26 protein-coding genes are annotated in these 25,469 nt (G+C 72.3%); 10 read left to right on the top strand and 16 right to left on the bottom strand.

Annotated features, from left to right (window positions below; translation table 11 throughout):
* Nucleotides 1–134: 134 nt before the first annotated feature.
* Genes rlmB through ACPEEZ_RS02995 form a run of 4 tightly spaced genes read right to left on the bottom strand, consistent with a single transcriptional unit; the run spans nt 135 to nt 4,373 of the window.
* Nucleotides 135–1,175, bottom strand: coding sequence for a 23S rRNA (guanosine(2251)-2'-O)-methyltransferase RlmB (gene rlmB / locus ACPEEZ_RS03010; RefSeq protein WP_423922577.1), 1,041 nt, complete (start codon nt 1,173–1,175; stop codon nt 135–137).
* On the bottom strand, nt 1,172–2,590 hold the full coding sequence (gene cysS / locus ACPEEZ_RS03005) for a cysteine--tRNA ligase (RefSeq protein ID WP_423922574.1): 1,419 nt from the start codon (nt 2,588–2,590) through the stop codon (nt 1,172–1,174). The genes rlmB and cysS overlap by 4 nt, the downstream gene beginning before the upstream one ends.
* Before the next feature lie 9 nt (nt 2,591–2,599).
* On the bottom strand, nt 2,600–3,874 hold the full coding sequence (gene ispD, locus ACPEEZ_RS03000) for a 2-C-methyl-D-erythritol 4-phosphate cytidylyltransferase (RefSeq protein WP_423924336.1): 1,275 nt from the start codon (nt 3,872–3,874) through the stop codon (nt 2,600–2,602).
* A gap of 16 nt (nt 3,875–3,890) precedes the next feature.
* On the bottom strand, nt 3,891–4,373 hold the full coding sequence (locus ACPEEZ_RS02995; protein WP_423922571.1) for a CarD family transcriptional regulator: 483 nt from the start codon (nt 4,371–4,373) through the stop codon (nt 3,891–3,893).
* 133 nt (nt 4,374–4,506) lie between these two features.
* Between ACPEEZ_RS02995 and ACPEEZ_RS02990 the strand changes: the two genes are divergently transcribed.
* Nucleotides 4,507–5,103, top strand: coding sequence for a hypothetical protein (locus tag ACPEEZ_RS02990; protein ID WP_423922568.1), 597 nt, complete (start codon nt 4,507–4,509; stop codon nt 5,101–5,103).
* Nucleotides 5,104–5,202: 99 nt separating this feature from the next.
* On the opposite strand, the gene ACPEEZ_RS02985 is transcribed toward ACPEEZ_RS02990, so the two are convergent.
* Together ACPEEZ_RS02985 and ACPEEZ_RS02980 are read right to left on the bottom strand one after the other, a co-directional pair.
* On the bottom strand, nt 5,203–5,883 hold the full coding sequence (locus ACPEEZ_RS02985; RefSeq protein ID WP_423922566.1) for a response regulator: 681 nt from the start codon (nt 5,881–5,883) through the stop codon (nt 5,203–5,205).
* 9 nt (nt 5,884–5,892) lie between these two features.
* Complete coding sequence (locus tag ACPEEZ_RS02980) at nt 5,893–7,065, bottom strand: sensor histidine kinase (protein ID WP_423922563.1); 1,173 nt, start codon at nt 7,063–7,065, stop codon at nt 5,893–5,895.
* A gap of 221 nt (nt 7,066–7,286) precedes the next feature.
* Between ACPEEZ_RS02980 and phoU the strand changes: the two genes are divergently transcribed.
* From phoU to ACPEEZ_RS02965, 3 genes are all read left to right on the top strand, one after another.
* Nucleotides 7,287–7,940, top strand: a complete 654-nt coding sequence (phoU, locus tag ACPEEZ_RS02975) for a phosphate signaling complex protein PhoU (RefSeq protein WP_423922560.1) — start codon at nt 7,287–7,289, stop codon at nt 7,938–7,940.
* 92 nt (nt 7,941–8,032) lie between these two features.
* On the top strand, nt 8,033–8,566 hold the full coding sequence (locus ACPEEZ_RS02970; RefSeq protein ID WP_423922557.1) for an AAA family ATPase: 534 nt from the start codon (nt 8,033–8,035) through the stop codon (nt 8,564–8,566).
* Between the two features lie 126 nt (nt 8,567–8,692).
* Nucleotides 8,693–10,414 carry a RecQ family ATP-dependent DNA helicase gene (locus tag ACPEEZ_RS02965; RefSeq protein WP_423922554.1) on the top strand — a complete coding sequence of 574 codons (1,722 nt, stop codon included), beginning with the start codon at nt 8,693–8,695 and terminating at the stop codon, nt 10,412–10,414.
* Nucleotides 10,415–10,572: 158 nt separating this feature from the next.
* Here the strand turns inward: ACPEEZ_RS02965 and ACPEEZ_RS02960 are convergent, their stop codons facing one another.
* Both ACPEEZ_RS02960 and ACPEEZ_RS02955 read right to left on the bottom strand, forming a co-directional pair.
* Nucleotides 10,573–10,896, bottom strand: a complete 324-nt coding sequence (locus ACPEEZ_RS02960) for a biopolymer transporter Tol (RefSeq protein WP_423922551.1) — start codon at nt 10,894–10,896, stop codon at nt 10,573–10,575.
* A 37-nt stretch (nt 10,897–10,933) separates the two neighbouring features.
* Nucleotides 10,934–11,677: a phosphoglyceromutase gene (locus ACPEEZ_RS02955; protein ID WP_423922549.1), complete on the bottom strand. Its 744-nt coding sequence runs from the start codon at nt 11,675–11,677 to the stop codon at nt 10,934–10,936.
* Between the two features lie 27 nt (nt 11,678–11,704).
* Between ACPEEZ_RS02955 and ACPEEZ_RS02950 the strand changes: the two genes are divergently transcribed.
* Nucleotides 11,705–12,493: a class I SAM-dependent methyltransferase gene (locus ACPEEZ_RS02950; RefSeq protein ID WP_423922546.1), complete on the top strand. Its 789-nt coding sequence runs from the start codon at nt 11,705–11,707 to the stop codon at nt 12,491–12,493.
* Nucleotides 12,494–12,867: 374 nt separating this feature from the next.
* Here the strand turns inward: ACPEEZ_RS02950 and ACPEEZ_RS02945 are convergent, their stop codons facing one another.
* The 4 genes from ACPEEZ_RS02945 to ACPEEZ_RS02930 form a co-directional block, all read right to left on the bottom strand.
* Nucleotides 12,868–13,968, bottom strand: a complete 1,101-nt coding sequence (locus tag ACPEEZ_RS02945) for an FUSC family protein (RefSeq protein WP_423922544.1) — start codon at nt 13,966–13,968, stop codon at nt 12,868–12,870.
* Nucleotides 13,969–13,972: 4 nt separating this feature from the next.
* Complete coding sequence (locus ACPEEZ_RS02940) at nt 13,973–15,133, bottom strand: YgfZ/GcvT domain-containing protein (RefSeq protein WP_423922541.1); 1,161 nt, start codon at nt 15,131–15,133, stop codon at nt 13,973–13,975.
* Between the two features lie 7 nt (nt 15,134–15,140).
* Nucleotides 15,141–15,776 carry an FABP family protein gene (locus ACPEEZ_RS02935; protein WP_423922538.1) on the bottom strand — a complete coding sequence of 212 codons (636 nt, stop codon included), beginning with the start codon at nt 15,774–15,776 and terminating at the stop codon, nt 15,141–15,143.
* Nucleotides 15,777–15,988: 212 nt separating this feature from the next.
* Nucleotides 15,989–16,267 (bottom strand): hypothetical protein, encoded by a 279-nt coding sequence (locus tag ACPEEZ_RS02930; RefSeq protein ID WP_423922535.1) that lies wholly within the window; start codon nt 16,265–16,267, stop codon nt 15,989–15,991.
* Between the two features lie 100 nt (nt 16,268–16,367).
* Between ACPEEZ_RS02930 and ACPEEZ_RS02925 the strand changes: the two genes are divergently transcribed.
* Both ACPEEZ_RS02925 and mshD read left to right on the top strand, forming a co-directional pair.
* Entirely contained in the window at nt 16,368–17,045 is a 678-nt protein-coding gene (locus tag ACPEEZ_RS02925) for a winged helix-turn-helix domain-containing protein (RefSeq protein WP_423922532.1), read from the top strand.
* The gene (mshD, locus tag ACPEEZ_RS02920) at nt 17,042–17,893 is read left to right on the top strand and encodes a mycothiol synthase (protein WP_423922529.1); all 852 of its coding nucleotides are present in this window, start codon (nt 17,042–17,044) and stop codon (nt 17,891–17,893) included. The genes ACPEEZ_RS02925 and mshD overlap by 4 nt, the downstream gene beginning before the upstream one ends.
* Nucleotides 17,894–17,959: 66 nt before the next feature.
* On the opposite strand, the gene ACPEEZ_RS02915 is transcribed toward mshD, so the two are convergent.
* Genes ACPEEZ_RS02915 through ACPEEZ_RS02900 form a run of 4 tightly spaced genes read right to left on the bottom strand, consistent with a single transcriptional unit; the run spans nt 17,960 to nt 22,123 of the window.
* A complete protein-coding gene (locus ACPEEZ_RS02915) occupies nt 17,960–18,880 on the bottom strand; it encodes a glycosyltransferase family 2 protein (protein WP_423922526.1) in 921 nt (306 codons plus the stop codon).
* On the bottom strand, nt 18,877–19,914 hold the full coding sequence (locus tag ACPEEZ_RS02910) for a glycosyltransferase (RefSeq protein WP_423922524.1): 1,038 nt from the start codon (nt 19,912–19,914) through the stop codon (nt 18,877–18,879). The genes ACPEEZ_RS02915 and ACPEEZ_RS02910 overlap by 4 nt, the downstream gene beginning before the upstream one ends.
* Entirely contained in the window at nt 19,911–21,026 is a 1,116-nt protein-coding gene (locus ACPEEZ_RS02905; RefSeq protein ID WP_423922521.1) for a glycosyltransferase, read from the bottom strand. The genes ACPEEZ_RS02910 and ACPEEZ_RS02905 overlap by 4 nt, the downstream gene beginning before the upstream one ends.
* On the bottom strand, nt 21,026–22,123 hold the full coding sequence (locus tag ACPEEZ_RS02900) for a glycosyltransferase (RefSeq protein ID WP_423922519.1): 1,098 nt from the start codon (nt 22,121–22,123) through the stop codon (nt 21,026–21,028). The genes ACPEEZ_RS02905 and ACPEEZ_RS02900 overlap by 1 nt, the downstream gene beginning before the upstream one ends.
* A 146-nt stretch (nt 22,124–22,269) precedes the next feature.
* Between ACPEEZ_RS02900 and ACPEEZ_RS02895 the strand changes: the two genes are divergently transcribed.
* From ACPEEZ_RS02895 to ACPEEZ_RS02885, 3 genes are all read left to right on the top strand, one after another.
* Nucleotides 22,270–23,418, top strand: a complete 1,149-nt coding sequence (locus ACPEEZ_RS02895; protein ID WP_423922516.1) for a hypothetical protein — start codon at nt 22,270–22,272, stop codon at nt 23,416–23,418.
* A complete protein-coding gene (locus ACPEEZ_RS02890; protein ID WP_423922513.1) occupies nt 23,415–24,734 on the top strand; it encodes a glycosyltransferase in 1,320 nt (439 codons plus the stop codon). Before ACPEEZ_RS02895 ends, ACPEEZ_RS02890 begins: the two co-directional genes overlap by 4 nt.
* Before the next feature lie 394 nt (nt 24,735–25,128).
* A complete protein-coding gene (locus tag ACPEEZ_RS02885; protein ID WP_423922510.1) occupies nt 25,129–25,425 on the top strand; it encodes a WXG100 family type VII secretion target in 297 nt (98 codons plus the stop codon).
* Nucleotides 25,426–25,469 lie beyond the last annotated feature (44 nt).

Below are 25,469 nucleotides of genomic sequence, written 5' to 3'. Positions count from 1 at the left end.
CCGCCGGTGTCCCTAGCCCGTCCGCGCCTCCCATTTCGCGACCGTTTCGCAATTCGCGACCGTCACGACGGCCAAAATGGCCCGTCCGTGACGAAACGGTCGCGAATTGCGAGGACGGAGGAGCGGAGGAGGCGCTACTTGCGCTCGGCGCGCAGCTTCGAGATCTCGTAGAGGGTGACGGAGGCCGCGATGCCGGCGTTCAGCGATTCGACGGCGTTCGTGATCGGCACGGAGACGATCGCGTCGCAGGTCTCGGCCACGATGCGCGACAGGCCCTTGCCCTCGCTGCCCACGACGACGACGAGCGGGCGGTCGGCCAGTTCGAGCCCCGGCAGCATGATGTCGCCGCCGCCGTCGAGACCGAGCACGAACACGCCCTGATCTTTGAACGACTTGAGCGTCTGGGTCAGGTTCGCGGCCATCGCGACCGGGATGCGGGCGGCGGCACCGGCCGACGTCTTCCAGGCCGATGCCGTGAGGCCGACCGAGCGACGCTGCGGGATGATGACGCCCTGCCCGCCGAACGCGCCGACGGAGCGGATGATCGCGCCGAGGTTGCGCGGGTCGGTGATGCCGTCGAGCGCGACGAACAGCGGCACCTGCTGGCGCTTGATCGACGACTCGAGCAGGTCGATCGGGTGGGCGTACTCGTACGGCGGCACCTTGAGCGCGACACCCTGGTGCACCGAGTCGGGGCCGGTCAGGCGGTCGAGCTCGGGGCGCATGACCTCGAGGATCGGCAGCCCGCGGCGGGTCGCCAGGGCCAGGATCTCCTTCGTGCGGTCGTCCATCTCGATGCGCGCCGCGATGTAGAGCGTCGACGCGGGGATGCGCGTGCGCAGGGCCTCGAGCACCGAGTTGCGACCGGTGACCATCTCGCTGTCGTCGTTCGACTTGGGGCGGCGGCGCGGGGCCTCGGCACCGCCACGGCCGGCGATCGGCGAACCGGCACGCGGGCCGTTGCTGCTGCGACCGCGCGCGGCCTCGAGTCGCTCGCGGGCCGCCTTCGCCTTGCCGGCGGGGTGGTACGGGCGGTCCTCGGCGGCCGGCGTGGGCTTCTTGCCCTCGAGCGCCTGACGGCCCTGGCCGCCGGACCCGACCTGCTTGCCCTTGCCGCCCTGACGGACGGCGCTGCTGCCGGGACGACCCTTGCGTGCTCCGCTGGTGTTCTTCACTGTTCGAGGCTCCAATGCGACCCGCTGGGGGTGTCTTCGATGGTGACGCCGGCGTCTGCCAGCATCGTCCGCAGCCGGTCGGCCATCGCGAAGTCGCGGTCGGCCCGGGCGGTACTGCGCAATTCGAGCAGCGTTTCGACGAGGGTACCCAATGCGACGTGGGATGCGCCCTCGTCGCCGCCACGCCATTCGGGTGCGAGCGGGTCGATGCCGAGCACCGCGACCATGGCCGCGGTGTGCTGCCAGGCACGCGCGGCCGTGTCGAGGTCGTCGTCGTCGAGCGCCGAGTTGCCCGTGCGGACGGCGTCGTGCAGCACGGCCAGCGCCTGCGGGATGTTCAGGTCGTCGTCCATCGCGGCGGCGAAGTCGTCGGGCACGACGCGCGAGCCGACCCCGGCGAAGCGGGTGTCGGCGAGCCGCCGCTCGGCCCGCTGCAGGAAGGTCTCGATCCGGTCGAGAGCCGACTCCGCCTCGTCGAGAGCGCCCTCGTGGTAGTCGAGGGTCGAGCGATAGTGCGCCGCGGTCAAGAAGTAGCGGACGACGACGGGCCGCGCCTTCTCCAGGAACTCGGCCGCGAAGATCGAGTTGCCGAGCGACTTCGACATCTTCTGCCCGTCGACGTTGACGATGCCGTTGTGCAGCCAGTAGCTCGCGAACGCGTCGCCCGCCGCGGTCGACTGCGCGAGCTCGTTCTCGTGATGCGGGAACCTCAGGTCGAGACCGCCGCCGTGGATGTCGAACGCGGCACCGAGGTAGCGACGGGACATGGCCGAGCACTCGATGTGCCAGCCGGGGCGCCCGTCGCCCCAGGGCGAGCCCCACGAGGCCGACTCGGGCTCGTCGCTCTTGCGGCCCTTCCAGAGGGCGAAGTCGCGGGCGTCGCGCTTGCCCCTCGGGTCCGCGTCGGCGGCCGGAGCCATGTCGGCGAGGGCCTGTCTCGTGAGGGCACCGTAGCTGGGCCAGCTCGCGGTGTCGAAGTACACGTCACCCGACGCGTCGGAGGCGGCGTAGGCGTGACCGCGCTCGATCAGTCTCTCGATGATCTGCTGCATCTCGGTCACGCTGGCCGTGGCCCGCGGCTCGTAGGTCGGCGGCAGGATGCCGAGGGCCCGGTAGCCCGCCGAGAACTCGAGCTCGACGCGGTACGCGCGCGCCCACCACTCCTCGGTGGTGTCGGCCGCCAGCGCGAGGACCTTGTCGTCGATGTCGGTCACGTTGCGCACCAGCGTGACGTCGAGGCCGCGGTACGTGAACCAGCGGCGCCACAGGTCGTAGACGAGGGCGGAGCGGAGGTGTCCGATGTGCGGCGACGACTGCACGGTCGGGCCGCAGACGTACAGGCCGACGCGGCCGGGCTCGAGCGGGACGAAGTCGACGAGCGCCTGCTCGCGCGAGTCGTAGAGGCGGATGGTCACGGGCCAAGCCTATTCAGTCGGTCGAGGTCGGCCGACCTCGGTCACGAGCGCGGTCGCGATCGCCGTCACGCCCTCGCCGCGCCCGGTGAAGCCGAGCCCGTCGGTCGTGGTGGCGGAGACGCTGACCGGCGCCCCGACGACCTCCATCAGCCGCGCCTCCATCTCGGTGCGCCGCGCGGCGAGCCTCGGGCGGTTGCCGATCACCTGGACGGCCACGTTGACGACGTACACACCGGCACGGGTCAGCATCTCGAGCGTCGCCGACAGGAACACCTCGCCCGACGCCCCGGCGAAGCGCGGGTCGTCCGTGCCGAAGCTGGAGCCGATGTCGCCGAGCCCGGCGGCCGATAGCAGCGCGTCGACGACGGCGTGCGCCACGGCGTCGCCGTCACTGTGCCCGGCGAGACCGGGCTGGCCCTCGAAGTGCAGCAGCCCGAGGTGCAGCTCGGACGCGTCGTCGAACGCGTGGACGTCGACACCGAGCCCGGTGCGCAAAGCCGTCCCGGCCCCGAGGAGGCGCGGGTCGACCGCATCGGCCGGCTCTCGACCCGAGTCGGCGCGTCCGGCCTCGGCCGCGATCGTCTCAGCGCGGGCCAGGTCCCACGGGGTGGTGATCTTGAACGCGATCGGGTCGCCGGGGACGACGACGACGTCGTGACCCGCGGCCTGGAACAGCGCGGCGTCGTCGGTGTGCTCGGCGACGGCCGCGGCGTAGGCCGCGTCGAGCTCGTGACGCGGGAACCCCTGGGGGGTCTGCATCGCGACGAGCTCGGCACGGTCGACCGTCTCGACGACCGAGCCATCGCTCGAGACGCGCTTGATGGTGTCGCTGACGGGCAGACCCGGGACGACTCCCCCGCCGGTCGCGACCACCGTGCCGGCGACGAGGTCGAACTGGGCGGTCGGGGTGAAGGGACGGGCGCAGTCGTGCACGAGCACCGTCGCGACGTCGGGTGCGAGCACGGCGAGCCCGGCGGCGACGGACGCCTGGCGGCTCGCTCCCCCGGCGACGACCGAGGCGTAGTCCGCCGCATGCCCCGCGACGGAGGCGACCAGCGCCTCCGACTCGGTCACCAGCGCGGCCGGGACGACCACGACGACCTGGGTCGGGGTCGCCGACGCGAAGAGGGACTCGAGCGACCGCTCGAGGATGCTGCGACCCGCGACGGGCACGAACGCCTTGGGCCGCCCCTGGGCGAGGCGGGTGCCGCTGCCGGCGGCCACGACGACGACCGCGCGCCCCACGCCGGTCAGCACGTCGCCGGGCGTGCCGTCGGCGGGCATGCCGACACCGGGATGCTCAGGAGGCAAGGACTTCGTCGAGCACGCTCGACGCCCGGGCCTCGTCGGTCTTCTCGGCGAGGGCCAGCTCGCTGACGAGGATCTGCCGCGCCTTGGCGAGCATGCTCTTCTCGCCGGCCGACAGCCCGCGGTCGTTGTCACGACGCCAGAGGTCGCGCACGACCTCGGAGACCTTGATCACGTCGCCCGAGGCGAGCTTCTCGAGGTTCGCCTTGTACCGACGCGACCAGTTGGTCGGCTCTTCGGTGAACGGGGCGCGCAGGACGTCGAACACCCGGTCGACGCCCTCTTTGCCGATGACGTCGCGCACGCCGACCAGGTCGACGTTGGCGGCGGGCACCTCGATCATCAGATCGCCCTGGTGGACGCGGAGCTTCAGATAGAGCTTCTCGTCTCCCTTGATGACACGCGTCTTGACCTCTTCGATCGTCGCCGCGCCGTGATGGGGGTAGACGACCGTCTCACCGACCTCGAATTGCATAGCACAAGCTCCATTCTGCGGCTACTAGAGTATCACGGGGACCCTTTTCTAAGGGTTGCCTAACATCCCGCCCCGTGCGGGAATCGCTAGGCTGGAACACACCCTTGCCGTGAAATGGATCTCTGGAGGACCCGTGAGAGTCGGACCTGTTCGCGTCACATCGACGACAGGGCGAGCCACCCTCGTCACCGTCCTGGCCGGGGCGGTCATGCTCGTCGCCGCCGGCTGCAACTTCATCAGCCCCCAGGCGACCCTGAAGCACTACGACGCGAGCGACGGCACCAGCGTGACCGTCGGCGACATCAAGGTCCGCAACGCCATCGCCCTGACCGGCGACGACGGCACCGAGGCCAGCCTCAGCATGACCGTCATCAACAGCGGCACCGACCCGGCACGGGTCTCGTTCGAGTACCCGACGGCCGACGGCTCGAAGACGCAGGTGCTCGAGGTCGACGGCTCGGCCGAGGTCCGTCGCGGCACGCAGCCCGGCGACGACCAGCTCATCCTGACCGACCTCGACGCCAAGCCCGGCGCCCTGCTGCCGGTGTACGTCCAGTACGGCACCGAGACCGGCAAGAAGCTCATGGTCCCCGTCCTCACCGGCGCCCTGCCCGAGTACTCGACCCTGCTGCCGACGAGCACCCCGTCCGGCACCCCGGCTCCCGGTGGCAGCTCCACGCCGCTGCCCGAGTCCACCGAGGACGCGCCGAGCGGCACGCCCTCGTCCTGATCTGTCGAGCGCCGTCCACCGGCTGCTCACCCGAGAGGCCCGGCCCGCATCAGCGGCGCCGGGCCTCTCGCCGTGCCGGCGGCCTCCAGGAGGCGCGGGTCAGGCCTCGATGCGATAGCCGAGACCGCGCACGGTCACCAACGCCTTCGGCTCCGACGGCACGGCCTCGATCTTCGAGCGGATGCGCTTGATGTGCACGTCGAGCGTCTTCGTGTCGCCGAAGTAGTCCGAACCCCAGACGCGGTCGATCAGTTGTCCGCGGGTGAGGACGCGACCGGCGTTGCGCATGAGCAGCTCGAGCAGCTCGAACTCCTTCAGGGGCATGGCGATGTCCTCGCCGCGGACGGTCACGACGTGACGCTCCACGTCCATGCGGATCTCGCCTGCCTCGAGCATCGAGTCGGACAGGTCGTCGGGGTCGACCCGGCGGCGCAGCACGGCACGGATGCGGGCGAGCAGCTCGCGGGTCGAGTACGGCTTCGTGACGTAGTCGTCCGCGCCGAGCTCGAGCCCGACGACGATGTCGACCTCGCTGTCCTTCGCGGTGAGCATCACGATCGGCACCTGCGACCGCGTGCGGATCTCGCGGCAGACCTCGGTGCCCGGGATGCCCGGCAGCATGAGGTCGAGCAGCACCAGGTCGGCGCCGCCCTTGTCGAACGCGGTGATCGCGCTGGGGCCGTCGTCGGCCACCGTGACGCGATAGCCCTCGCGCTCCAGGATGAACGCCAGCGGCTCGCTGAGCGATTCTTCGTCTTCGACGATCAGGATGTGGGTCATCGGACTTCGTCAGTCTCCTCGTGTGTGGACCGGGGTGGGCCTGGCCGGCGACTCGACATGAGCCTCCGGCAGACGCAGGGTGAACGTCGAACCGCGGCCGACCTGCGACCAGACGCGGATGTCGCCGCCGTGATTCTGGACGACGTGCTTCACGATCGCGAGCCCCAGGCCCGTGCCGCCGGTGCGGCGGGATCGGGCCGGGTCGACGCGGTAGAAGCGCTCGAAGACGCGGTCGAGCTCGTCGTCGGGGATGCCGTCGCCCTGGTCGGTCACGGCGATCTCGACGATGCCGTCGTCACCGACGGTCGAGCCGATGCCGATGTGCGAGCCGTCGGGTGAGTAGTGGATCGCATTCGAGAGCAGATTGTCGACGGCGGTGGACAGCAGCGTCGGGTCACCGAACACACGGGCGTGCTTGCCGCCGCGCGACACGATCTGGATGCCCCGCGCCTCCGCCTCGACCCGGTTGCGGTCGACAGCGGTCGACACGACGTCGCGGATGTCGACCAGCTCGGACTTCTCGAGCGTGTCGCTCGCCTGCAGTCGGGACAGCTCGATGATGTCCTGCGTCAGTCGACCGAGGCGCCCGGCCTCCTTCGTCAGGCGGTTCGCGAAGTGCCGCACCTGCTCGGGGTCGGCCGACGCCGACTCGAGCGCCTCGGCGAGCAGTCCGACGGCGCCGATCGGGGTCTTCAGCTCGTGCGAGATGTTGGCGACGAAGTCACGCCGCATGTCGTCGAGCCGGCGGCCCTCCGTGCGGTCCTCCGCCAGGACGAGCACGTACCGGCCGCCGAGCGGCGCGGCCCGCACGTGCACGAAGATCGTCGCCTCGCCGACGGGGCCGCGGGCGAGCGTCAGCTCGCGGGCCTCGGGGTCGCCGTGCCGACGGACGGTGTCGACCAGGTCCTCGACCTCGCCGTGCACCAGGTGCTGGTGGGCCGACACGAGGCCGAGGGTACGGGCGCCGGGCGATGCCTTGACGACGTTGCCCGAGGGGTCGATCACGAGCCCCGCCGACTCGAGGGCGTCGAGCACGGCGTCCACGCCGTCGGGCAGCGACGTCTCGACGAGGGCGGCGACACGGCGGGCGCGACGTTCGGCGAGGACGAGCACGATGACGACCGTCGCGCCGACCACCAACCCGAAGGCCAGCGACAGCAGCACCAGCCAGGCGGAGTCCATACTGCTCAGAGTAGTGACCCGCCCAGCACCACCTGAACGGTTCGTCGCCCGGGCGGCTGTACTTTGGTCAGAGTTCAGGCGTCGATCACCGGCCGTTAACCTTCGGCGGGGAGGCTCGTCAGGACTGTGCGGGGCATCTATGCTCCCTGGGGTGTGAGCGGCATTCGCCCGCCACACGAGCAAGCACGACACGAGCAAGCACGAGAGGGTCGGACGACGACATGCGCGAGGTATTCCAGCAGGAGCTCCAAGAGGTCCAGGAGCGGCTCGTCGAGATCGCCTCACTCGTCGCCGTCTCGATCGACAACGCGACGACGGCCTTCAACGAGTCGAACGTCTCCCTGGCCGAGCAGGTCATCGCGGACGACGACAAGATCGACGAGCTCGCGATCAGCCTCGACGAGCTCGCCATCGACATCCTGGCCCGCCAGAACCCGGTCGCCCGCGACCTCCGCATCGTCGTGAGCGCACTGCGCATCAGCGCCTCGCTCGAGCGCATGGGCGACATGTCGGAGCACATCGCGCAGCTGGCGCGCTACCGCTTCCCGGACAAGGTCGTGCCGAAGTCGCTCCGTCCGACGTTCAAGGAGCTCGGCGAGCTCGACGTCGCCATCGCACAGAAGCTGACGCAGCTGCTCACGACCGAAGACGTCCGTCTGGCCGAGGAGATCCGCAACGACGACGACCGCATCGACGAGCTGCACCTCAGCGTCTTCGACAAGGTCCTCGGCGAGACCTGGAAGGGCGCCGCGGTCGACACCGTCGACTCGACGCTCGCCTCGCGCTACCACGAGCGCTTCGCCGACCACGCCGTGTCGATCGCGAAGAAGGTCCAGTACCTCGCGACCGGCGACTGGGTGGCACCCGAGCTGTAGGGGCGACGACCTCGAGGAGGCGCGGTGTCCGGTCGACGGACACCGCGCCTCCTGCGTTCGTCGCGTCGCATCCCGTGCGGGAGAATGGCCGGATGGCCTCTGTCGCGATCCTCGTCAACGGTCTGCCGGGCTCCGGCAAGACCACCGTCTCGGCCACGCTGGCCGGTGTGCTCGGCTGCCCGCTGCTCGCCAAGGACCCGATCAAGGAGGCGCTGGCCGACCTGGCCGGGCCGATGATCGACCCGCACGCCCTCGGCGGCATCGCGATGGACACGGTCTGGTCGATGGCCGGCGCCGTCGAGGCCGGCGTGGTCGTCGACTCGTTCTGGCACCGTCCGCGCGACCTCGAGTTCGCGCGCGCCGGTGTGGTGCGCGCCGGCTCGCCGCGAACCGTCGAGGTCTGGTGCGACGTCGACCCCGAGGTCGCGCTGCAGCGCGTGGTCGACCGCCTGGCGGCAGGGGGCCGTCACCCCGCGCACGGCACCGCCGACTCCGCTCGAGCCTCGTGGCCCGAGTGGGCCGAGGCGGCGGCTCCCCTGGGCGATTGGCCGGTGATCCGGGTCGACACGAGCACCCCGGTCGACATGGACGCGCTCGTGCTCGAGATCGGGGCGCAGTTCAGCTAGCCGGGGGTAGGGTGCGCGGCCGCTTCGACGGAGGGGTACGAACAGCCGACCATCGGCTGCCAGTCGTGGGCGTGTCCCGACGACGACCCCTGGGATGGGTGGAACAAGCACCGATCCGAGGACTCCATGAGCACCACACGCACCCGCACGACCCGCACGACCGACCACGCGGAGAGCACCGACCGCGACCGCACCGACCGCATCGTCCGCGCCGCCGCCGACCTGTTCGGCTGGGACGACCTGCACGCCGCCCAACTCGAGGCGATCGAGGCCGTCGTCGCCGGTCGCGACACCCTCGGCATCATGCCGACCGGGTTCGGCAAGAGCGCGATCTACCAGGTCGCGGGCGCCGTGCTCGACGGCCCGACCGTGGTCGTCTCGCCCCTGATCGCCCTGCAGGCCGATCAGGTCGCCGGACTCGTCGGCCGCCCGGACGCCCCCGCGGCGATCGCCGTCAACTCGGGTCACACCGATGCCGAGAACGACGAGGGCTGGCAGCGGCTGGCCGACGGCGAGATCACGTACGTCTTCCTCGCGCCCGAGCAGCTCGCGCGCGACGAGACGGTGGACCGCCTCCGCGACGCCGGGGTCGCCCTGCTGGTCGTCGACGAGGCGCATTGCGTGTCGACGTGGGGCCACGACTTCCGGCCCGACTACCTGCACCTCGGCGAGGTCGTCGAGCGGCTCGGCCGGCCGACGGTGCTCGCGCTGACGGCGACCGGGTCCGGGCCCGTCCGCGACGAGATCGTCGAACGTCTGCGCCTCGACGACCCCCTCGTGCTGAGCCGCGGCTTCGACCGACCCAACCTCGCGCTCGAGGTCGTGCGCCACGAGGACGATGCCGAGAAGATCCGCGCCGTCGTCGAGCAGGTCGCCGCCGCCACGACGCCGGGCATCGTCTACGTCGCGACGCGCAAGGCGACCGAGCGCTACGCGGCCGACATCGCCGAGCGCAGCCCCGAGCTGACCGTCGTCGGCTACCACGGTGGCCAACGCTCGGCCGAGCGCGGCGAGCTGCACGAGCGGTTCCACGCCGGCGAGGTCGACGTGGTCGTCGCGACGAGCGCATTCGGCATGGGCATCGACAAACCCGACATCCGCTTCGTCGTGCACGCCGACGTGCCCGACTCCCTCGACGGGTACTACCAGGAGATCGGCCGGGCCGGGCGTGACGGCGAGGAGGCGCGGGCCACCTTGCACTACCGGCCGGAGGACCTGGGCCTGCGCTCGTTCTTCGCCTCGGGTCTCCCGGGTCGAGCGGATCTGCGCGGCGTCTTCACGGCGCTGTCCGCGGCCGGGCGGCCGGTGAGCCGCACCGAGGTCGCCGATCAGCTCGCCCTCGGCAGCCGCAGCGTCTCGCGCCTGCTCGACCTGCTGCACGAGGCCGGCGCCGTGCGCGACGCCGACGACGGGCTCGAGCCGGTCGAGGGGTTCGATGCGCACGACGCCGCCGAGGCGGCGCGCGAGATCGCGCAGACCCGCGACCGGGTCGAGAAGTCGCGCATCGAGATGATGCGCACCTACGCCGAGGCACCCGGTTGCCGTCGGCACTTCCTGCTCGGCTACTTCGGCGAGGACAGCCCCGAGCACTGCGGCAACTGCGACGGGTGCACGGCGGCCGAGCGAGACGAGGAGGCGCGGGGCGAGGACCACGTGGACGCGACCGACACCGAGCCTCCTGCGTTCGCGACGGACAGCCGTGTCCGGCACGACACGTGGGGCGAGGGCGTCGTCATGGGCACCGAGGAGGGCCGCGTGACGGTGTTCTTCGAGAGCGAGGGCTACAAGATCCTGGACGTGGCGTCCGTGCAGGAGCACGGGCTGCTCACGCCGGTCTCCCCCGCCTGACGGGCCCGGCGGCTGCGGGTCGCGTGGCTGCGGGTCGTGTGGCTGCGGGTCGCGTGGCTGCGGGTCGTGTGGCGTTCGCGGCGTCGTGTCGTGTCGGTGCGCGACATGATGCCTCGAACGCGACACGACACGGGCCGCCGTCGACGTCGCCGCGGCTCCTAGGCGTCGCCCTGTGCGGCGAACCACTCCGCGTAGCGGGTGTTCTTCGCGAGGTGCCGCGTCTCGTCGGGGGCGTCGTCGTCCCACCACACCGGGCCGCGTTCGCCGAGACCCGTCTTGGCGGCGTCGACCCTGGCCCGCGCGGCCTCGATGCCGGCCGCGTCGTCTGCGGCCAGCGCCGTCTTCTTCGCGCGCCGCGCCTCCATCAGCTCGTGGACGAGCTCGGCCCGGCGGGATTCGGGCAGCGACGGGTCGGTCCGCCGCCAGAGGCGACCCCGGACGACGATGTAGCGACCGTCGGGGGTCACCAGCGGGTCGGTCACGGGACCGCCGTTGCCCTCGTGCTCGCCTCCGCGGTGCTTACTTCTTGCCCTGGTTGGCGACCGCGGCGGCGCCGGCGGCGGCGGCCTCGGGGTCGAGGTAGCGGCCGGGGCCGGTCGGACGGAAGTCGTCGTCGAGCTCGTAGACGAGCGGGATGCCGGTGGGGATGTTCAGCTCGGCGATCTCGTCGTCGCTGATGCCGTCGAGGTGCTTCACGAGCGCGCGCAGCGAGTTGCCGTGCGCCGTGACCAGGACGACGTCGCCGGCGGCGAGGCTCTTCGTGATGTCGGACTCCCAGTACGGCAGCATGCGATCGATGACGAGCTTGAGCGACTCGGTGCGGGGGGCGTCGATGCCGAGCTCGGCGTAGCGCTTGTCGTGGGCCTGCGAGAACTCGCTGTCGTCGTCGAGCGGGGGCGGCGGCACGTCGAACGAGCGACGCCAGGTCTGGAACTGCTCGGGGCCGTACTGCTCGAGCGTCTGCGCCTTGTCCTTGCCCTGCAGCGCGCCGTAGTGGCGCTCGTTGAGACGCCACGAGCGCTTCACGTCGATCCAGAGACGGTCGGCCTCTTCGAGGGCGATGTCGGCGGTCTGGATCGCCCGGGTGAGGCGCGACGTGTAGAGGATGTCGGGCAGCAGGTCGGCCTCGCGCAGCAGCTCGCCCGCGCGCTTGGCCTCGGCCCGGCCCTGCTCGGTGAGTCGGACGTCGACCCATCCCGTGAAGAGGTTCTTCGCGTTCCATTCGCTGTTGCCGTGACGGAGGAGGATGAGGGTCGAAGTCATGACCCCCAGCGTACCTTTTCGGCGAGAATGGGAGCCATGCCCATCGGTTCGATCACGCGCGGGACGACCGGCACCAACCGGCTCCGCCGCATCGACCGCTGGATCGCGGCGCACCCGGCCCTGCGCCGCGCCGACGACCCGCTCGTGGTCGACCTGGGGTACGGGGCGTCGGCGACCACTCCCCTGGAGCTGCACCAGCGCCTCCTGCGGGTCCGCGACGACGTCGAGGTGGTCGGCATCGAGATCGACCCCGAACGGGTGCGCGTGGCGAACCTGTCGGCGCGGCCGGGCGTGAGCTTCCGGCTCGGGGGCTTCGAGGTGCCGCTCGACGGTGGGCGCCGGCCCGCGGTGATCCGGGCGCTGAACGTGCTGCGGCAGTACGACGAGTCGCAGGTGGCCGAGTCGTGGGCCCTGATGACGTCGCGACTGCAACCCGGCGGCGTGCTCATCGAGGGGACGTGCAACGAGGTCGGCCGCGTCGCGAGCTGGGTCGACGTCACGACGGAGGGGCCGCAGACGTTCACGATCGCCCTGCGGCTCGCCTCGGTCGACCAGCCGTCGATCGTCGCCGAGCGACTGCCGAAGGCGCTGATCCACCGCAACGTCGAGGGTGAACGGGTGCACGACCTGCTCGTCGACCTCGACCGGCAGTGGGCGTACAGCGCGCCGCTGTCCGTCTACGGGCCCGTGCAACGGTGGATCGCGACCGTGCAGGGGCTGCGCGACGCGGGCTGGCCGGTGCTGCACGGGCGGTCGCGCTGGCGGCTCGGCGAGCTGACCGTGCCGTGGGCGGCGGTCGCGCCCCGCGCCTCCTGACGGGCCCCCTCTCTTCCTGTTCCCCGCAACGAAGTGACGCGTCGCGCCGATGTTCGCGCGCGACATGCACCGAACGGGTCACATCGATCGAGAGGGAACAGCCCCCCGCAACGAAGTGACGCGTCGCGCCGATGTTCACGCGCGACACGCACCGAACGGGTCACATCGATCGAGAGGGAACAGACCCCCCGGCAACGAAATGACGCGTCGGGCCGATGTTCGCGCACGACATGCACCGAACGGGTCACCTCGATCGAGAGGGAACAGACCCCCCGGCAACGAAGTGACGCGTCGGGCCGATGTTCACGCGCGACATGCACCGAACGGGTCACATCGATCGAGAAAGAGAGATCGAGAGGGCGGAGGGGCCGGGATCAGACGGGGGCGAGCCGGGCGCGCGCGTCGTCGTGATCGAGACCCGTCGCCATGAGCAGGTCGATCACGAGCGGGCGGATCATCAGCACGACGATCGTCTCGGTCACGGGCTGCCCCGGGATCAGCAGCGACGGGTCGAGCCGACGGGCGACGGCCGTCAGGGCGTCCCGGGCGACCGGCAGCTGCTCGACGTCGTCGAGGGAGGCGCCGAGCGCGGACACGGCGCGGCCCGTCGCATCGAGGACGTCGGCGACGGCCGGCCGACGCGCGCCGTCGCCGAGGGACGTGTCGATCCGCCGCGCGATCACGCGGAGGTTGCGGACGGCGAGGTCGACGTTGGACCGGATGCGGTCCTGCTGTCGAAGGTGCGGCAACCGTGACCGGAGGAACGGCGACAGCCGCGAGATCGCCAGCGCCGACTCCAGGGTCGACGCCCAGTCGTCGAGCAACGGCTGGGTCGCGCGGAGCCGTCTCAACGCCTCGTCGGCCCGCCGCACGTCGTCGTCCCGGAGCGCAGCCACGAGCGACGCGAACGCGACGTCGAGTTCGACGAAGAGGCGTCGGGCGTCGGCGCGGGCCAGCCCGACCGGGTCACGCGGCACGACGGCCGTGACCGCCAGGGCCACGAGGCCGCCGACCGTGCCGTCGATGCTCCGCACGAACGGCCCGCCGTCGGGGTCGGGCAACAGCATCACGAGCATGGACTGCGTCGCAGCGGCGATCGCGAACGCGTTGCTGGGCGAGAAGAAGCGCGCCACCACCAGCACGACGAGCAAGACGACGCCCATCTGCCAGACGCCCTTGCCGAGCACGAGCAGCATCACCTCGCTCAGCGCGATGCCGATCAGCACGCCCACGGCGTTCTCGAGCACCCGCCGCGGCCGGGCGTCTCGGGCGAAGCCCAGCGACGAGATCGTGATCGTCACGGCCAGCAGCGGCACGGCGTGGCCGAGCAGGAGGTGCGCGATCACATAGGACGCGGAGGCGGCGATCACGATCTGCACGACGGCCGGCAGCGACGAGACGGTGCGGCTCAGGGCTCCCGCGGCGTCGAAGCCTCGGGTGGCCCGGGTCAGGGTGCGGCGGACGGGACCCGCCACGAGGTCAGCGTGTGACCGACCCGAGCCGCGGCAGTCGGGGCACCCCGGCCGAGGCGCCGGCGTCGGGCGGCACGATCGTCTGCTGAGCGGCGGCGACGACGGTGTCGGCGGCGAGCACCGCGAGTGCCGCGGTCTCGGGAGTGGTGCGCTTGACCACGGCGAGGGCGACGGGGCCCAGCTCGTGGTGCACGGCGACGCTGGTGACCCGGCCGACCTGCTTCGGCTCGGCCGTGTCGTCGGCCCCTGCCTCGACCGGCAGGACGACGGCGTCGCCGTGTTGCGGCAGGACGTTGTCGGAGCCGTCGAGGTGCAGCATCACGAGTCGACGGGGCGGGTGCCCGAGGTTGTGCACCTTGGCGACGGTCTCCTGCCCGCGGTAGCAGCCCTTGGTGAGGTGCACGGCCGAGCGCAGCCAGTCGAGCTCGTGCGGGATGGTCTTCTCGTCGACCTCGGTGCTGAGACGCGGGCGCCAGGCCTCGATGCGCAGCGCCTCGAGGGCGAGGGTTCCCGCGACGGGGACGTCGGAGGCGGCCAGGGCGTCGAGGTCGGCCCGCGCCACGAGGGTCTCGCGGTAGGTCCAGTCGTGACCGGGGTGCCCGGTCTCGGCCGCGTACCCGTGACCGCCGGCCGTGACGGTCGCCCAGGGGTCGACCCAGACGAGCGGGACATCGTTCGGCGCGGCGACCTCGATCGGCAGCGCCACATCGGCCAGCGAGCCGAGCGTCGCGTACTCGGCCGTGCGGTCGGCCACCTCGACCCGCAGCATGAAGCGCATGCGGTCGAGCCACGACCGGAGGGGCTCGACCTCGGCACGGTCGACGAGCAGCCAGACCGTCTCGCCGTCGTCGAGCAGCCGGGCGGCGTGCTCGAGACGGCCGCTCGCGTCGAGCAGCAGCGTCTCCGTCGACACCCCGGGAGGCAGGCCGAGGAGGCTCTGGCTGGTCAGCGAGTTCAGCCAGCTGAGTCGGTCGGCCCCGGACACGGCGAGCACACCCCGGTCGGACAGGTCGACCACGGCCAGACCGGCCGACAGCGGGCGCTGCTCGGCCATCGGGTTGCCGTAGTGCGCCGCGACGATGCCGGACGCGTCGGCGACGAAGCCGGGCCGCGTGTGCAGCGGGGAGGGCACGGTCACGGTGTCGGGCACCGTTGCGTCGGTCGACACGGGTTCGTCAGTCGACACGGGCGAGCCGCCCCGACGCGTGCGTGCGCAGCTCTTGCCCCAGTGCGGCGATGTCCCACGCCCAGAGCAGGTGGTTCTCGACGAGGCCGTACATACGCGTCGCGGCGCTGTACTCCTTCGCGTTGCTGGATCGGAGGACGGCGTCGGTCGACAGGTCGATGCGCGGCCCCTTGACGCGGCCCAGGTACAACTCGTTGACACCCGTCGGGTGCACGAGCTGCACCTCGATGCCGAAGCCGTCGTCGGGGCGCCGGAGGATCTCGACCGTCTGCGCCGACGTGAACGGCTGGACGCCGACACCCGGCAGCATGGCCGGGCCGCGGTCGCCCTCTTCGGCGGGTCGCTCCAGTCGCCAGTAACCGGTCTCGCTCGCCAGCGGCGTGTGCTCGTCGTCGAGCAGCCAGGTGAACGAGCTGTAGTTCAAGAAGGGCAGGCCGTCGTGGCTGAAGCTGATGCGCTGACCGAACTCGTGCGTGCGACGCTCGGCCGGCGGCAGGCCCTCCGGCGGGGAGTCGGGGTCGCCCTCGCCGATCTTGTAGTCGACGACACCCGTGCCCTCCCAGACACCGATGAGCCAGGACAGCGGGACGAGTTCAGCCGGGAGCCCGACGGGGATATCGATCATGCTCGGTTCAGCGCTGTCCCTTGAACAGCTTGACCAGCACGACGACGGACACGAACGCGATCGACAGTGACGCGAGACCGAGGAGCCCGATGTAGAACATCTCGAGGGCGAGCAGGGAATCCATAGGACGAGCCTACCTGCGTCACCCCGAGAACGGCGAGGGCGCGGCGCCGGGAATCAGCCGAGCATCCCGCGACGGCCTGGTTCGAGACTCAGTGCACGATCGCGAGCACGGCCGTCGCGACGGCGAGGATGACGAGGCTGCCGCAGGTGCTGAGCATGGTGCGGGTGACCAGGCCCTCCTTCTCGCTGAGCACGAGCTGCAGCACGAAGGTGAGCACGATCGAGCCGGCCAGCACGAGGGGCAGCCAGACGTAGAAGTCGTCGGCCGGCGAGAGCACGCCGACGAGGACGGCCGCCACGAGGGTGAGCACCCAGACCGGGACGATCGTCGCGGGTTTCAGCGGTGCGGGGGCGGCGGGTGCGCTCACGGTCACGGTTCTCGTCTCCTGACCTGCCCTACGATCGGGTGGTCGGCTAGGTCTCGGCTCATGTTTTAGACTGCTCGACAGTACATTTCCTGGAGGTCGTGTGGCTCAGTTGTTGGTCCTGACCTCGGCGAGCAGTCCGGAAGTCCTTCCGGCACTCGCACTCCTCAGCCACCGTACCCGGCAGATCCCCGCCGAACCCGCGCAGTTGGTGAACGCTCCGTCGAGCGATCTCATCTTCATCGACGCCCGCTTCGACCTGGCCAGCGCGAAGTCGCTGTGCAAGATCCTGCGCACGACCGGTGTCACCGTGCCGCTCGTGCTCGTCCTCACCGAGGGCGGCCTCACGGCGGTCAACTCGGAGTGGGGCGTCGACGACGTCATCCTCGAGACGGCCGGCCCCGCCGAGGTCGACGCGCGCATCCGTCTCGTCACCGGCCGCCTCGCGCAGAACCAGGTCGGCTCGAAGATCCACGCCTCGGGTGTCGTCATCGACGAGGCGAGCTACTCGGCGAAGGTGCACGGCCGGCCGCTCGACCTCACGTTCAAGGAGTTCGAGCTGCTCCGCTTCTTCGCGACCCACCCGTCGCGGGTCTTCACGCGCGAGCAGCTGCTCAGCGAGGTCTGGGGCTACGACTACTTCGGCGGCACCCGCACGGTCGACGTGCACGTGCGGCGCCTCCGGGCCAAGCTCGGCGACCTCGAGTCGCTCATCGGCACCGTCCGCAACGTCGGGTACCGCTTCAACGTGTACGACGACGACACCACCGCGGTCTCGTGACCGGCGGGGCGGACGACGCGACGGGCGTCGACGACGCAGGCCGCGCCTCCTTCGTGTCCGAGCTGGCGTCCGCCGCGACCGCGGCCGACGGCAGCCCGCCGTTCAACGACCAGGCCCTCGTGGAGGCACGGCGCGGCCAGGCGCGTGTGCTCGGCGACCGACACGCGGCGGCGATCGTCCGGGGCGACGAGGTCGAGCTGGTGGTGCACCCCGACGACCGGCGCGAGGGTCGCGGGGCCGAGCTCCTGCAGCGCGTCATCGATGAGACCACCGGCCCGCTGGCCGTCTGGGCGCACGGTGACCTGCCCGCGTCCCGACACCTGGCGGCCCGCTTCGCGTTGACCGAGACGCGTCGCCTGCTGCAGCAGCGGGCGAGCGTGCCGGCCGATCCGGCCGCCCCGAAGCGTCGCACCGGCGACGAGCTGCGCGCGTTCCGACCCGGCACCGACGACGCGGCCTGGCTCGACCTCAACGCCCGCGCCTTCGCCGACCACCCGGAGCAGGGCTCGATCGACCAGGCCGACCTCGACGCCCGTCGGGCCGAGCCGTGGTTCGACGCGGGCGACTTCGTGCTGCTCTGGCGCGGTGACGAGCTGATCGCGTTCTGCTGGCTCAAGCTCGAAGCGGGTCAGCCCGGCGAGTTCTACGCGGTCGGCGTCAGCCCCGACCACCAGGGCGAGGGGCTCGGCGGCGTGGTCGTCGACGCCGGACTCGCCCGCCTGCGCGACCGCGGCGTCGACACGGCCGCCCTCTACGTGGAGGGCGACAACACGGCCGCCCTGCGGCTCTACGCCGCGCGCGGCTTCGCCGACCACGCGGTCGACGTGCAGTACACGCTCACGCGCTAGCCGCGCGCCGCGCCAGGACCGTCGGCGCACCGGCCCGCGACGCGTGTGACAGCAGCCGGCGCAGGCTCAGGCCAGCGACCAGCCGTCGGCGTCCCGCCGCACCGCACCGGCGAGCTCGAACGCCTCGAGCCAGCCCTCCATCGGCCAGACCCCCCAACGCTCCGCGAAGAGCCCGCCGTTGCGGACGATGTCGTGCAGGTGCTGCCAGGGCGGCGACGAGGTCGCGTGGTGCTGGTGGTACGCATCCGCCCCGCCGACCCAGACGAGCGGCACGGCGGCGTCCCGCAGCGCGAAGGCGTAGTCGGTGTCCTCGCCGCCGTATCCCTCGTAGCGGTCGTCGAAACGCGGCCCGCGCCTCCAGGTGTCGGCTGTCAGTGCGAACGAGAGCGACCAGAAGAGCGGGTAGTCGCCGGGCCCGGCCACGACCAGCTCGCCGTCGGGCGGAGCCGGGCGCGCGGCGTGCGGTGCCGTCGCCGCGTCGAGCACCGCCGTGTCGTCGACGTCGACACCGGGCGGCAGGTAGGTCACCGGCCCGCACAGCACGGCGTCGGGGCGGGCCACGGCCGCCCGACGATAGGAGTTGAGGAGGCGCGGGCCGGCCACGCAGTCCGCGTCCAGGAACACGACGAGCGAGGCACCTGCCGCCACGGCGGCGTCGGCTCCCGCGTTGCGGGCGGCCGCCAGCCGGAGTCCGCGGGTGCCCGGCGGGACGGACAGCACCTCGTCGGCGCCGAGCCCGGAGGCGACGTCGAGGCTGCCCTCGTCGCCGATCCAGACGAGGACGACGTGCACCGGGTCGGCCGGCGCCGCCGTCGCCCGGACCGACCGGAGCTGGTGTCGCACGTGATCGGTGCGCTCGACGCTGCACAGCGTGACGACGGCCGTGCGGCCGGAACCCCGTTGCGGAAGAGGAACCCCGTTCGATCGGGGTTCGTCTTCCGCAACGGGGTTGTGCACGCGGCGCTGCGCGGCGTCGTCGGCCGTCATCGCGACCACCGCCGCACGACGTCGTCGATCGCGGCCCCCGCGCGGGCAGAGGCACCCGAGGTCAGCCACCGCGACCAGTCGGGCGTGAGCGCGCGGGCGGCCACCAGCACCTCGCGCCAACGGTCGGGCTCGGGCCAGGCCCGCTCGACCACGGCGAGACCCGCGCGGTCGAGCGCCTCGGCCGTCGCGAGCTGCTCGTCGAACGGTCGGGCCTGTGGCACCACGACGGCGCGCGCACCGGCGACAGCCAGATCGGCGACGGAGTTCTGCCCGGCCCACGCGACCACGATCTCGGCCGACGACACGGCCCCGAAGACGTCGTCGGTCCAGACGAGGTCATCGTCCGTGTCGAGGTCGGCGACCCCGATCATCGACCAGTGCTCGCCCGGCGTCGCGTCGCGCGCGGCTCGCACGGACGCGCGGGTCACGTCGGTGCCCCCGCGGCCGCTGAGCACGAGCACCCCCGACCGCTCGGAGGGCGCGGCGACCCGGCCCTCGTGCCGGCTGACGCCGCCGACGTAGACGACGTCGAGACCGGCGAGGTGGGCGGGTGCCAGCAGCTCCCCCGGCCAGGGCGCGACGATGCGCTCAGCGGCCTGGAAGGCGAGACCGTGCGGCCGGTCGACCCGGTCGCCGGGCTGCGTCATCAACACGACCGGCACCCCGAGCAGCCGGGCGAACAGGGCGACCTCGGTCGAGACGTCGACGACGAACGCGGCGGGCCTGAGGCGGGCGACCTCCGCGGCGATGCGCGCGAACCGGCCCCGATGGCCGTCGTGACCGAGCGGGGCCCAGTGCAGCAGACCGTGCGCCGTCGGGTCGGCGTCGGCCGGGAGACCGGACTCGGCCGCGCCTCCGTCGGTGTCGTCCCGGGGCAGCTCGACCCACGCGGTGTCGGCCGGCAGCGCCGCGGGGCGAGGCAGCGAGCTGAAGCAGACGACGTCGGCGTCGACGTGCGGGCGCACCGCCAGCAACCGCCCGAGGTGCCCCTGGCCGTGGTGATGCACGTACCAGGCGACGACCGGCCGGGTCACGCGGCGAGCTCGCGCGCGGCCGAGACCCGCCGGAGGACCTGCTCGAGCCGGTCGATCCGCGTGTCCAGCGAGAACGCGGCCGCGGCGGAGGCGCGGAGCCGGGACCGGAAGGACGGCTCGACGACGGTCTGCCGCAGCAACCCCGCGACCACGTCGGCGAGCGCCGCGACGTCGCCCATCGGCGCCGTCTCGAGGCCGACGGTGCCGACCGCCATCTCGAGGATGCCGCCGACGCCGAACGCGGCGACCGGGGTGCCGCAGAGCAGCGCCTCGGGGACGACGAGGCCGAACGGCTCCTCCCAGACGGGTGTGGCGAGGGCGCAGGCGCTGCGGCCGACGAGTGCGGCGAGCTCGGTCGGTGCGAGCACACCGGCGTACTCGACACCACGGCCGAGGCGGGGAGCGATCTCGGTGTCGAAGTAGTCGCGGTCGCCGATCCGGCCCACGAGGATGAGCGGCAGGCCGAGCGACCTCGCCACCTCGATGGCCAGGTGCGCGCCCTTCTCGGGGACGAGACGTCCGAACCAGACGAGACCCGCGCCTCCGGGGCCTTCGACCCAGGTGTCGCCGTCGACGCCGTTGGCGAGGACGGTCGACTCGATGCCGACGCGGGCCCACTCGGCCCGGGTGTGGCGGCTGACGGACAGGAACTCGCTGCGCGGACCGTCGCAGGCGACGTCCGCCTCGACGAGCTCGGGCACGACGGGCGTGTGCAGGGTCGAGACCATCGGCACGCCGAGCCGCCCGGCGCGACGCAACGGCACCCCGTGCAGGCAGTGGTTGACGACGACGTCGAGCTCGTCGGCCCGGTCCGCGACCCGGTCGAGCGCACGCTCGAGCGCCGGCAGCGCCCGGTCGAGGTAACCGGCCGGGTAGGTGTCGTCCGCGGCGATCTCGCCCTCGGCCCAGGCCACGGCCGGCAGGACGAACTCGCGCGGGCCACCGGCCAGGAAGTCGGAGCCCTCGACGGCGATCATCGTGACCGAGTGGCCCCGGGCACGGAGGCGGCGGGTCTCGTTCCAGAGCGCCGACTCGAGACCACCGGCGTGCGGCAACCGGATGGGGAACCTCAGCGGGGCGACCGTGACGATGCGGAGCGGCTCGACCGGCATCACGACGCCACCGCCGTCGACGCGGCACGAAGCCTGGCGTACAGCGCGGCGTGCGCCTCGGCGACAGAGCGATCGACGTCGATGCGCTCGGTCCGTCGCGCGCTCACGACGGCCGCGCGCTCGGCGCTGCCCGCCCGTGTCCCGGCGGCGAGCACCCGGGCGAGGGCGTCGGCGAGCGACCGCCCGTCGGCGTCGAGGTCGTACGACGCCACGGTCGGGTCGACGTGCTGCTCGGCGTAGTGCCCGGTCGACGGGGCCGCCACGGGCACCCCGAGGTCGAAGCAGAGCTCGAGCCAACCCGAGTGCGTGCCGTACGAGTAGGGCAGCACGGCGGCGTCGAGGCGGGCGAGCCCGTGGGCCAGGGCGTCGTCGTCGAGGCGGTCGTGCTCGATGAGCGTCACGGTGTCCGACCCCGCGGTCAGACGGCGGACCTCGTCCCGGGCCGACTCGTCGCGCACCCGGCGATGCATCCGGATCTCACCCGAGACGTCGGAGCCGTCGCGGCGCAGCAGGTCGAGGGCCGCGACCAGGGCGCGGGTCGCGGCCGGGCCGTCGACGTTGGGCCGGAGATCTTTGAGGTGCAGTCCGATGAGCGAATCCGGTCGGCTGAGCCCGAGGGGCGCCGAGCCGTCATCGAGGAGGCGCGGGTGCGGCACCACGAGCGCGTCACGCCCCCAGCGCTGCCGCACCTCGGCCGCCGCACCCGCGGTCAGCGTCACGACGGCGTCGGCCCCCGGCACGAGCACGTCGAGCTGACGGGCGTAGCCGCCCTGCTGGTCGGCGGTGAGCTGGGGGTGCGCGAGGTCGTGGACGGTCTGGACGACGGCCCAGCCCGCGCGGTGCGCGGCGTCGAGGACGGCCGCGAGATGCTCGGGCGTGAACGACTCGGTGCCGAAGTGGACGTGCAGCACGTCGGCGTCGGCCGCGTGCGCGTCGATCCAGGCGGCGTCGAGGGCCACGGGCGGCCACCACTGGTCGGCCGGCGCCCCCGCCGGGACCCCGGCGTCGACGACGCGGACGGTCTCATGGTCGCTCACGCGGCGCACGTACGGATGCGCCGCGGGCACGGCCACGACGCGGACGGCAGACTCCATCATTCCTCCGGTATTCAAGGGAGCGCGGCCGCAAGGGGGGCGAAGTCTGTCGGTGACGCGATACGCGCACCGTACCCCCCTTATGTCACTCGGGTCCCAGCTCGTCAAACCCCTTGACCGCCGGGCCCCGATGTGTCAGCGTCGCGAGAATGTCACCGTCGAGTGCGGCCCCGGCCGATCGGTCGCCCCGCCTCCCCGCCTCCGCCCCTCCCACCTCACTATCGACCCCCTCGCTGATCGTCGCGGGCCCCGCGGGGCACGGCGTCTCCGACTACGCCCGCGACCTCGCCGACCGGGTCGTCGCCCTGGACCCGTCGACGCGCGTCGCCCGCACCGACGGCCTCGACCAGCTCACCGCCGCCCTGGCCGCCGTGCCGCGGGCTCATCTGAACGTGACGGACAAGATCCTCGGCACGTCCCCCGAGGATGCGGCCGAGAACCTCGAGCGGCTCGCCGCCTCGACCCCGCTGACCCTGACCCTGCACGACCTGCCGCAGACGTCGGACGGCGAGCGCAACCTCCCACGACGCCGCGCGGCCTACGCCCGGTTCGTCGCCGCGGCCCACGGGGTCGTCGTCAGCAGCGAGCACGAGGGGGCCCTGTTCGAGCAGTTCCTCGCGACGGTCGACCCGGCGCTCCCCCGGCCCCGGGTGATCCCGCTCGGCACCCGGCCCGGCGCGCCGTTCGACGGCTCAGGCACCGGACGCCGCCACGACGGCACCGCAGACACCCCCGCCGCCGCGACCCTGACCGTCGTGATCGCCGGGTTCGTGTACCCGGGCAAAGGGCATGTCGACGCGATCGAGGCAGCGGGTCTGCTCGGGCGACGTCTCGGCGAGGCCGCGCCGCACCTCCGGGTCCTCGCGCTCGGTGCGGCGAGCCGCGGACACGACGACGACGTCGACCGTCTGCGCGAGCACGCCGCCCGCCTCGGCGTCGCGTTCGAGATCACGGGCCATCTCGACGACGACGCCTACGAACGGGCCTTCCGCCAACCGGGTGTGCCCCTGGTCGCGCACCGGCACTTCTCGGCGTCGCGCTCGCTGCTCGACTGGGCCGAACAGGGCCGTCGCGCGCTCGTGATCGACGGCCGCTACACCCGCGAGGCGGCGGCGCTCCGGCCGGGCACGATCGAGCTGTACGACGGCGACGACCCCGCCGTGCTCGCCGATCATCTCGACCGCGCCTGGCGCGACCCGCGCACGACCCGGCTCGCCGCCGGGACGACGCTCGCCCCGACACTGGACGACGTCGCGGCCGAGCACGTGCGCTGGTGGCGGGACGACGTCGCGTGGTGACGCATCCGACCGCGGGCGCCGGCGGTGTCGCGGACGCCGTCGGCGTCGCCCTGCCCGGGAACCGCTGGGACCTGCTCGACGGGATCGAGCCGGCCGTGCCTCCTCTGGTGTCGGTCATCGTGGCTCACTACCGGCAGCAACGGCAGCTCGATCGCACCCTCGCCGCCCTGCACCGACAGGACCACCCGGCCGACCGGCTCGAGATCGTGGTCGTCGACGACGGCTCGCCCGAGCGTCCGGTCGTGCCCGCCGACGTGCGCCTCGTCGTCCAGGAGGACCTCGGGTTCCGGCTCGCCGCCGCCCGCAATGCCGGAGCCGCCGTGGCGACCGGCGACGTGCTGTGCTTCTTGGACGCGGACACGGCCCCCGAGCCGTCCTACGTGCGCCGCCTGACGCGGCTGCCCGCCCTGGCCCCCGACGTCGTGACGGTCGGTCGGCGTCGACACGCGTCCTTCGACGACGCGTCCGCGCCCGCGCCGGCGAGCCAGCCCGAGCCGGTCGAGGTGGCCGGCCCGCGCACCGAGCTCGGCGAGCCGGGCTGGCTGCGCGACGCGTACGCCCGCTCCCGCGACCTGCTCGACAGCGACGACCGCTCGTACCGCTACCTGATCGGTGCGGTCACCGCCTGCAGCCGTCGGCTCTTCGACGAGACCGGCGGCTACGCGGAGTCGTTCACCCGCTACGGCGGCGAGGACTGGGAGTGGGCCTATCGCGCCTGGCTCGCCGGAGCCCTGTTCGCACACGTACCGGGCGCGGTCGCCTGGCACGACGGCCCGGAGTGGTCGGGCCGCCCGGCCGCGGACGACCGCCGCGCCAAGAACGAGGAGGCCCTGCTGCTCGCCGAGCTGATCCCCGTGCCCGGCTCGCGAGGCCGTGCGGCGCGAGGGCGGTACGCCGACGTCGCCCTGCGACCGCCCGCCGACCCGGCCAGCACCGCTCAGTCGTTCGTCTCCGTGGACTCGATCCTCGTCGAGGTCCCGGAGGCGCGGGTCGCGTCGCCCGCGCCCGGCACCCCGGCCGACGACGCGGCCTTCGATCGCGTGCGGATCGAGATCGTGCTGCACGAGCCCGTCCGCTCGTCGGCGGGCGAGATCCGGGCCGCCGTCGACCGCGTCGCGACCGAGCAGCTCGGCGCCGTGACGCTGACGGACGATCGCGGGACGGCACTCGTCACGGTGCGCTCGACCCGTGCCACGCGGCGGATGACGCGCTGGGCGGACGAGTCGTTGTTCGCGTCCGTCGCGACCCGCGCCTCCGGCCTGTCCCGGGTCGACGCGGAGCCCGATGTCGAGGGATACCTCGGCGGCTGGAGCTGACCTCGGGGTGTCCGGCCGCGGCGCACGTCAGCGCTAGGGCCGACACGTCACGTACCCCAAAAGTGCTGACCAGCGACCAGATGTCGTGCGCAAATCGGCCAAACCGTGTACCCCGCCGGGGTGATGCGCCGGGGTGAATATCGAGGTTTTGTACCCCGTCGCGACGGGGCCTGCAGCGTGTGCAAAAAGTGCTGTTCACGCGCGTTTCACCACGAGCGGCCACGGCGAGAGGACGAACCGTTTAGTTCGGTCGTCAAGATTAACAACTCGCTAAATCCCCCCGGAAGGGGGTCATCTGCCCCTACCTTCGGTGTCGGTCCACCCCGGTGAACCGATCAGGCCCGGCCGACAGCGGTCGAGCGACCGACACGGACGACTCCCGAAGGAGCACATCATGCCCAACCTGAACGTGACCTATGGCGACATGCGCGATGCGGCCACCCGTCTCAACAACGGTGAGCAGGACATCGAGTCCAAGCTTCGCGAGCTGAAGGCCCAGGTCGACAGCCTCATCAGCGGTGGCTACGTCACCGACCAGTCGTCCGTCGCCTTCGGCACGTCGTACCAGGAGTTCAACGACGGCGCCACGAAGACGATCCAAGGGCTGAACGGCATGAGCTCGTACCTGAACAGCGCCGCCGAGGCGCTGGAGCAGACCGACTCCGAGCTCGCCAAGGCGCTCAGCAAGTAGCGCGTCCGCGGCCCCGCCCCGACGACGGGGCGGGGCCGCGCCTG

The sequence above is a fragment of the Frigoribacterium sp. 2-23 genome, assembly GCF_049601585.1.
Taxonomy (GTDB): Bacteria; Actinomycetota; Actinomycetes; order Actinomycetales; family Microbacteriaceae; genus Frigoribacterium.
Note: the sequence above shows the minus strand (reverse complement) of the source record. Positions and strands in the feature narration are given on the sequence as shown.

Coding starts and splice junctions, on each gene's coding strand:
- ACPEEZ_RS02985 (WP_423922566.1), bottom strand. CDS start 5,883: ATGACCCACATCCTGATCGTCGAAGACGAAGAATCGCTCAGCGAGCCG.
- ACPEEZ_RS02955 (WP_423922549.1), bottom strand. CDS start 11,677: ATGACTTCGACCCTCATCCTCCTCCGTCACGGCAACAGCGAATGGAAC.
- ACPEEZ_RS02935 (WP_423922538.1), bottom strand. CDS start 15,776: ATGATCGATATCCCCGTCGGGCTCCCGGCTGAACTCGTCCCGCTGTCC.
- ACPEEZ_RS02885 (WP_423922510.1), top strand. CDS start 25,129: ATGCCCAACCTGAACGTGACCTATGGCGACATGCGCGATGCGGCCACC.
- ACPEEZ_RS02950 (WP_423922546.1), top strand. CDS start 11,705: ATGGGAGCCATGCCCATCGGTTCGATCACGCGCGGGACGACCGGCACC.
- ACPEEZ_RS02995 (WP_423922571.1), bottom strand. CDS start 4,373: ATGCAATTCGAGGTCGGTGAGACGGTCGTCTACCCCCATCACGGCGCG.
- phoU (WP_423922560.1), top strand. CDS start 7,287: ATGCGCGAGGTATTCCAGCAGGAGCTCCAAGAGGTCCAGGAGCGGCTC.
- ACPEEZ_RS02915 (WP_423922526.1), bottom strand. CDS start 18,880: ATGACGGCCGACGACGCCGCGCAGCGCCGCGTGCACAACCCCGTTGCG.
- ACPEEZ_RS02905 (WP_423922521.1), bottom strand. CDS start 21,026: ATGCCGGTCGAGCCGCTCCGCATCGTCACGGTCGCCCCGCTGAGGTTC.
- ACPEEZ_RS02970 (WP_423922557.1), top strand. CDS start 8,033: ATGGCCTCTGTCGCGATCCTCGTCAACGGTCTGCCGGGCTCCGGCAAG.
- ispD (WP_423924336.1), bottom strand. CDS start 3,874: ATGCCCGCCGACGGCACGCCCGGCGACGTGCTGACCGGCGTGGGGCGC.
- ACPEEZ_RS02900 (WP_423922519.1), bottom strand. CDS start 22,123: ATGATGGAGTCTGCCGTCCGCGTCGTGGCCGTGCCCGCGGCGCATCCG.
- ACPEEZ_RS02895 (WP_423922516.1), top strand. CDS start 22,270: ATGTCACCGTCGAGTGCGGCCCCGGCCGATCGGTCGCCCCGCCTCCCC.
- ACPEEZ_RS02965 (WP_423922554.1), top strand. CDS start 8,693: ATGAGCACCACACGCACCCGCACGACCCGCACGACCGACCACGCGGAG.
- ACPEEZ_RS02980 (WP_423922563.1), bottom strand. CDS start 7,065: ATGGACTCCGCCTGGCTGGTGCTGCTGTCGCTGGCCTTCGGGTTGGTG.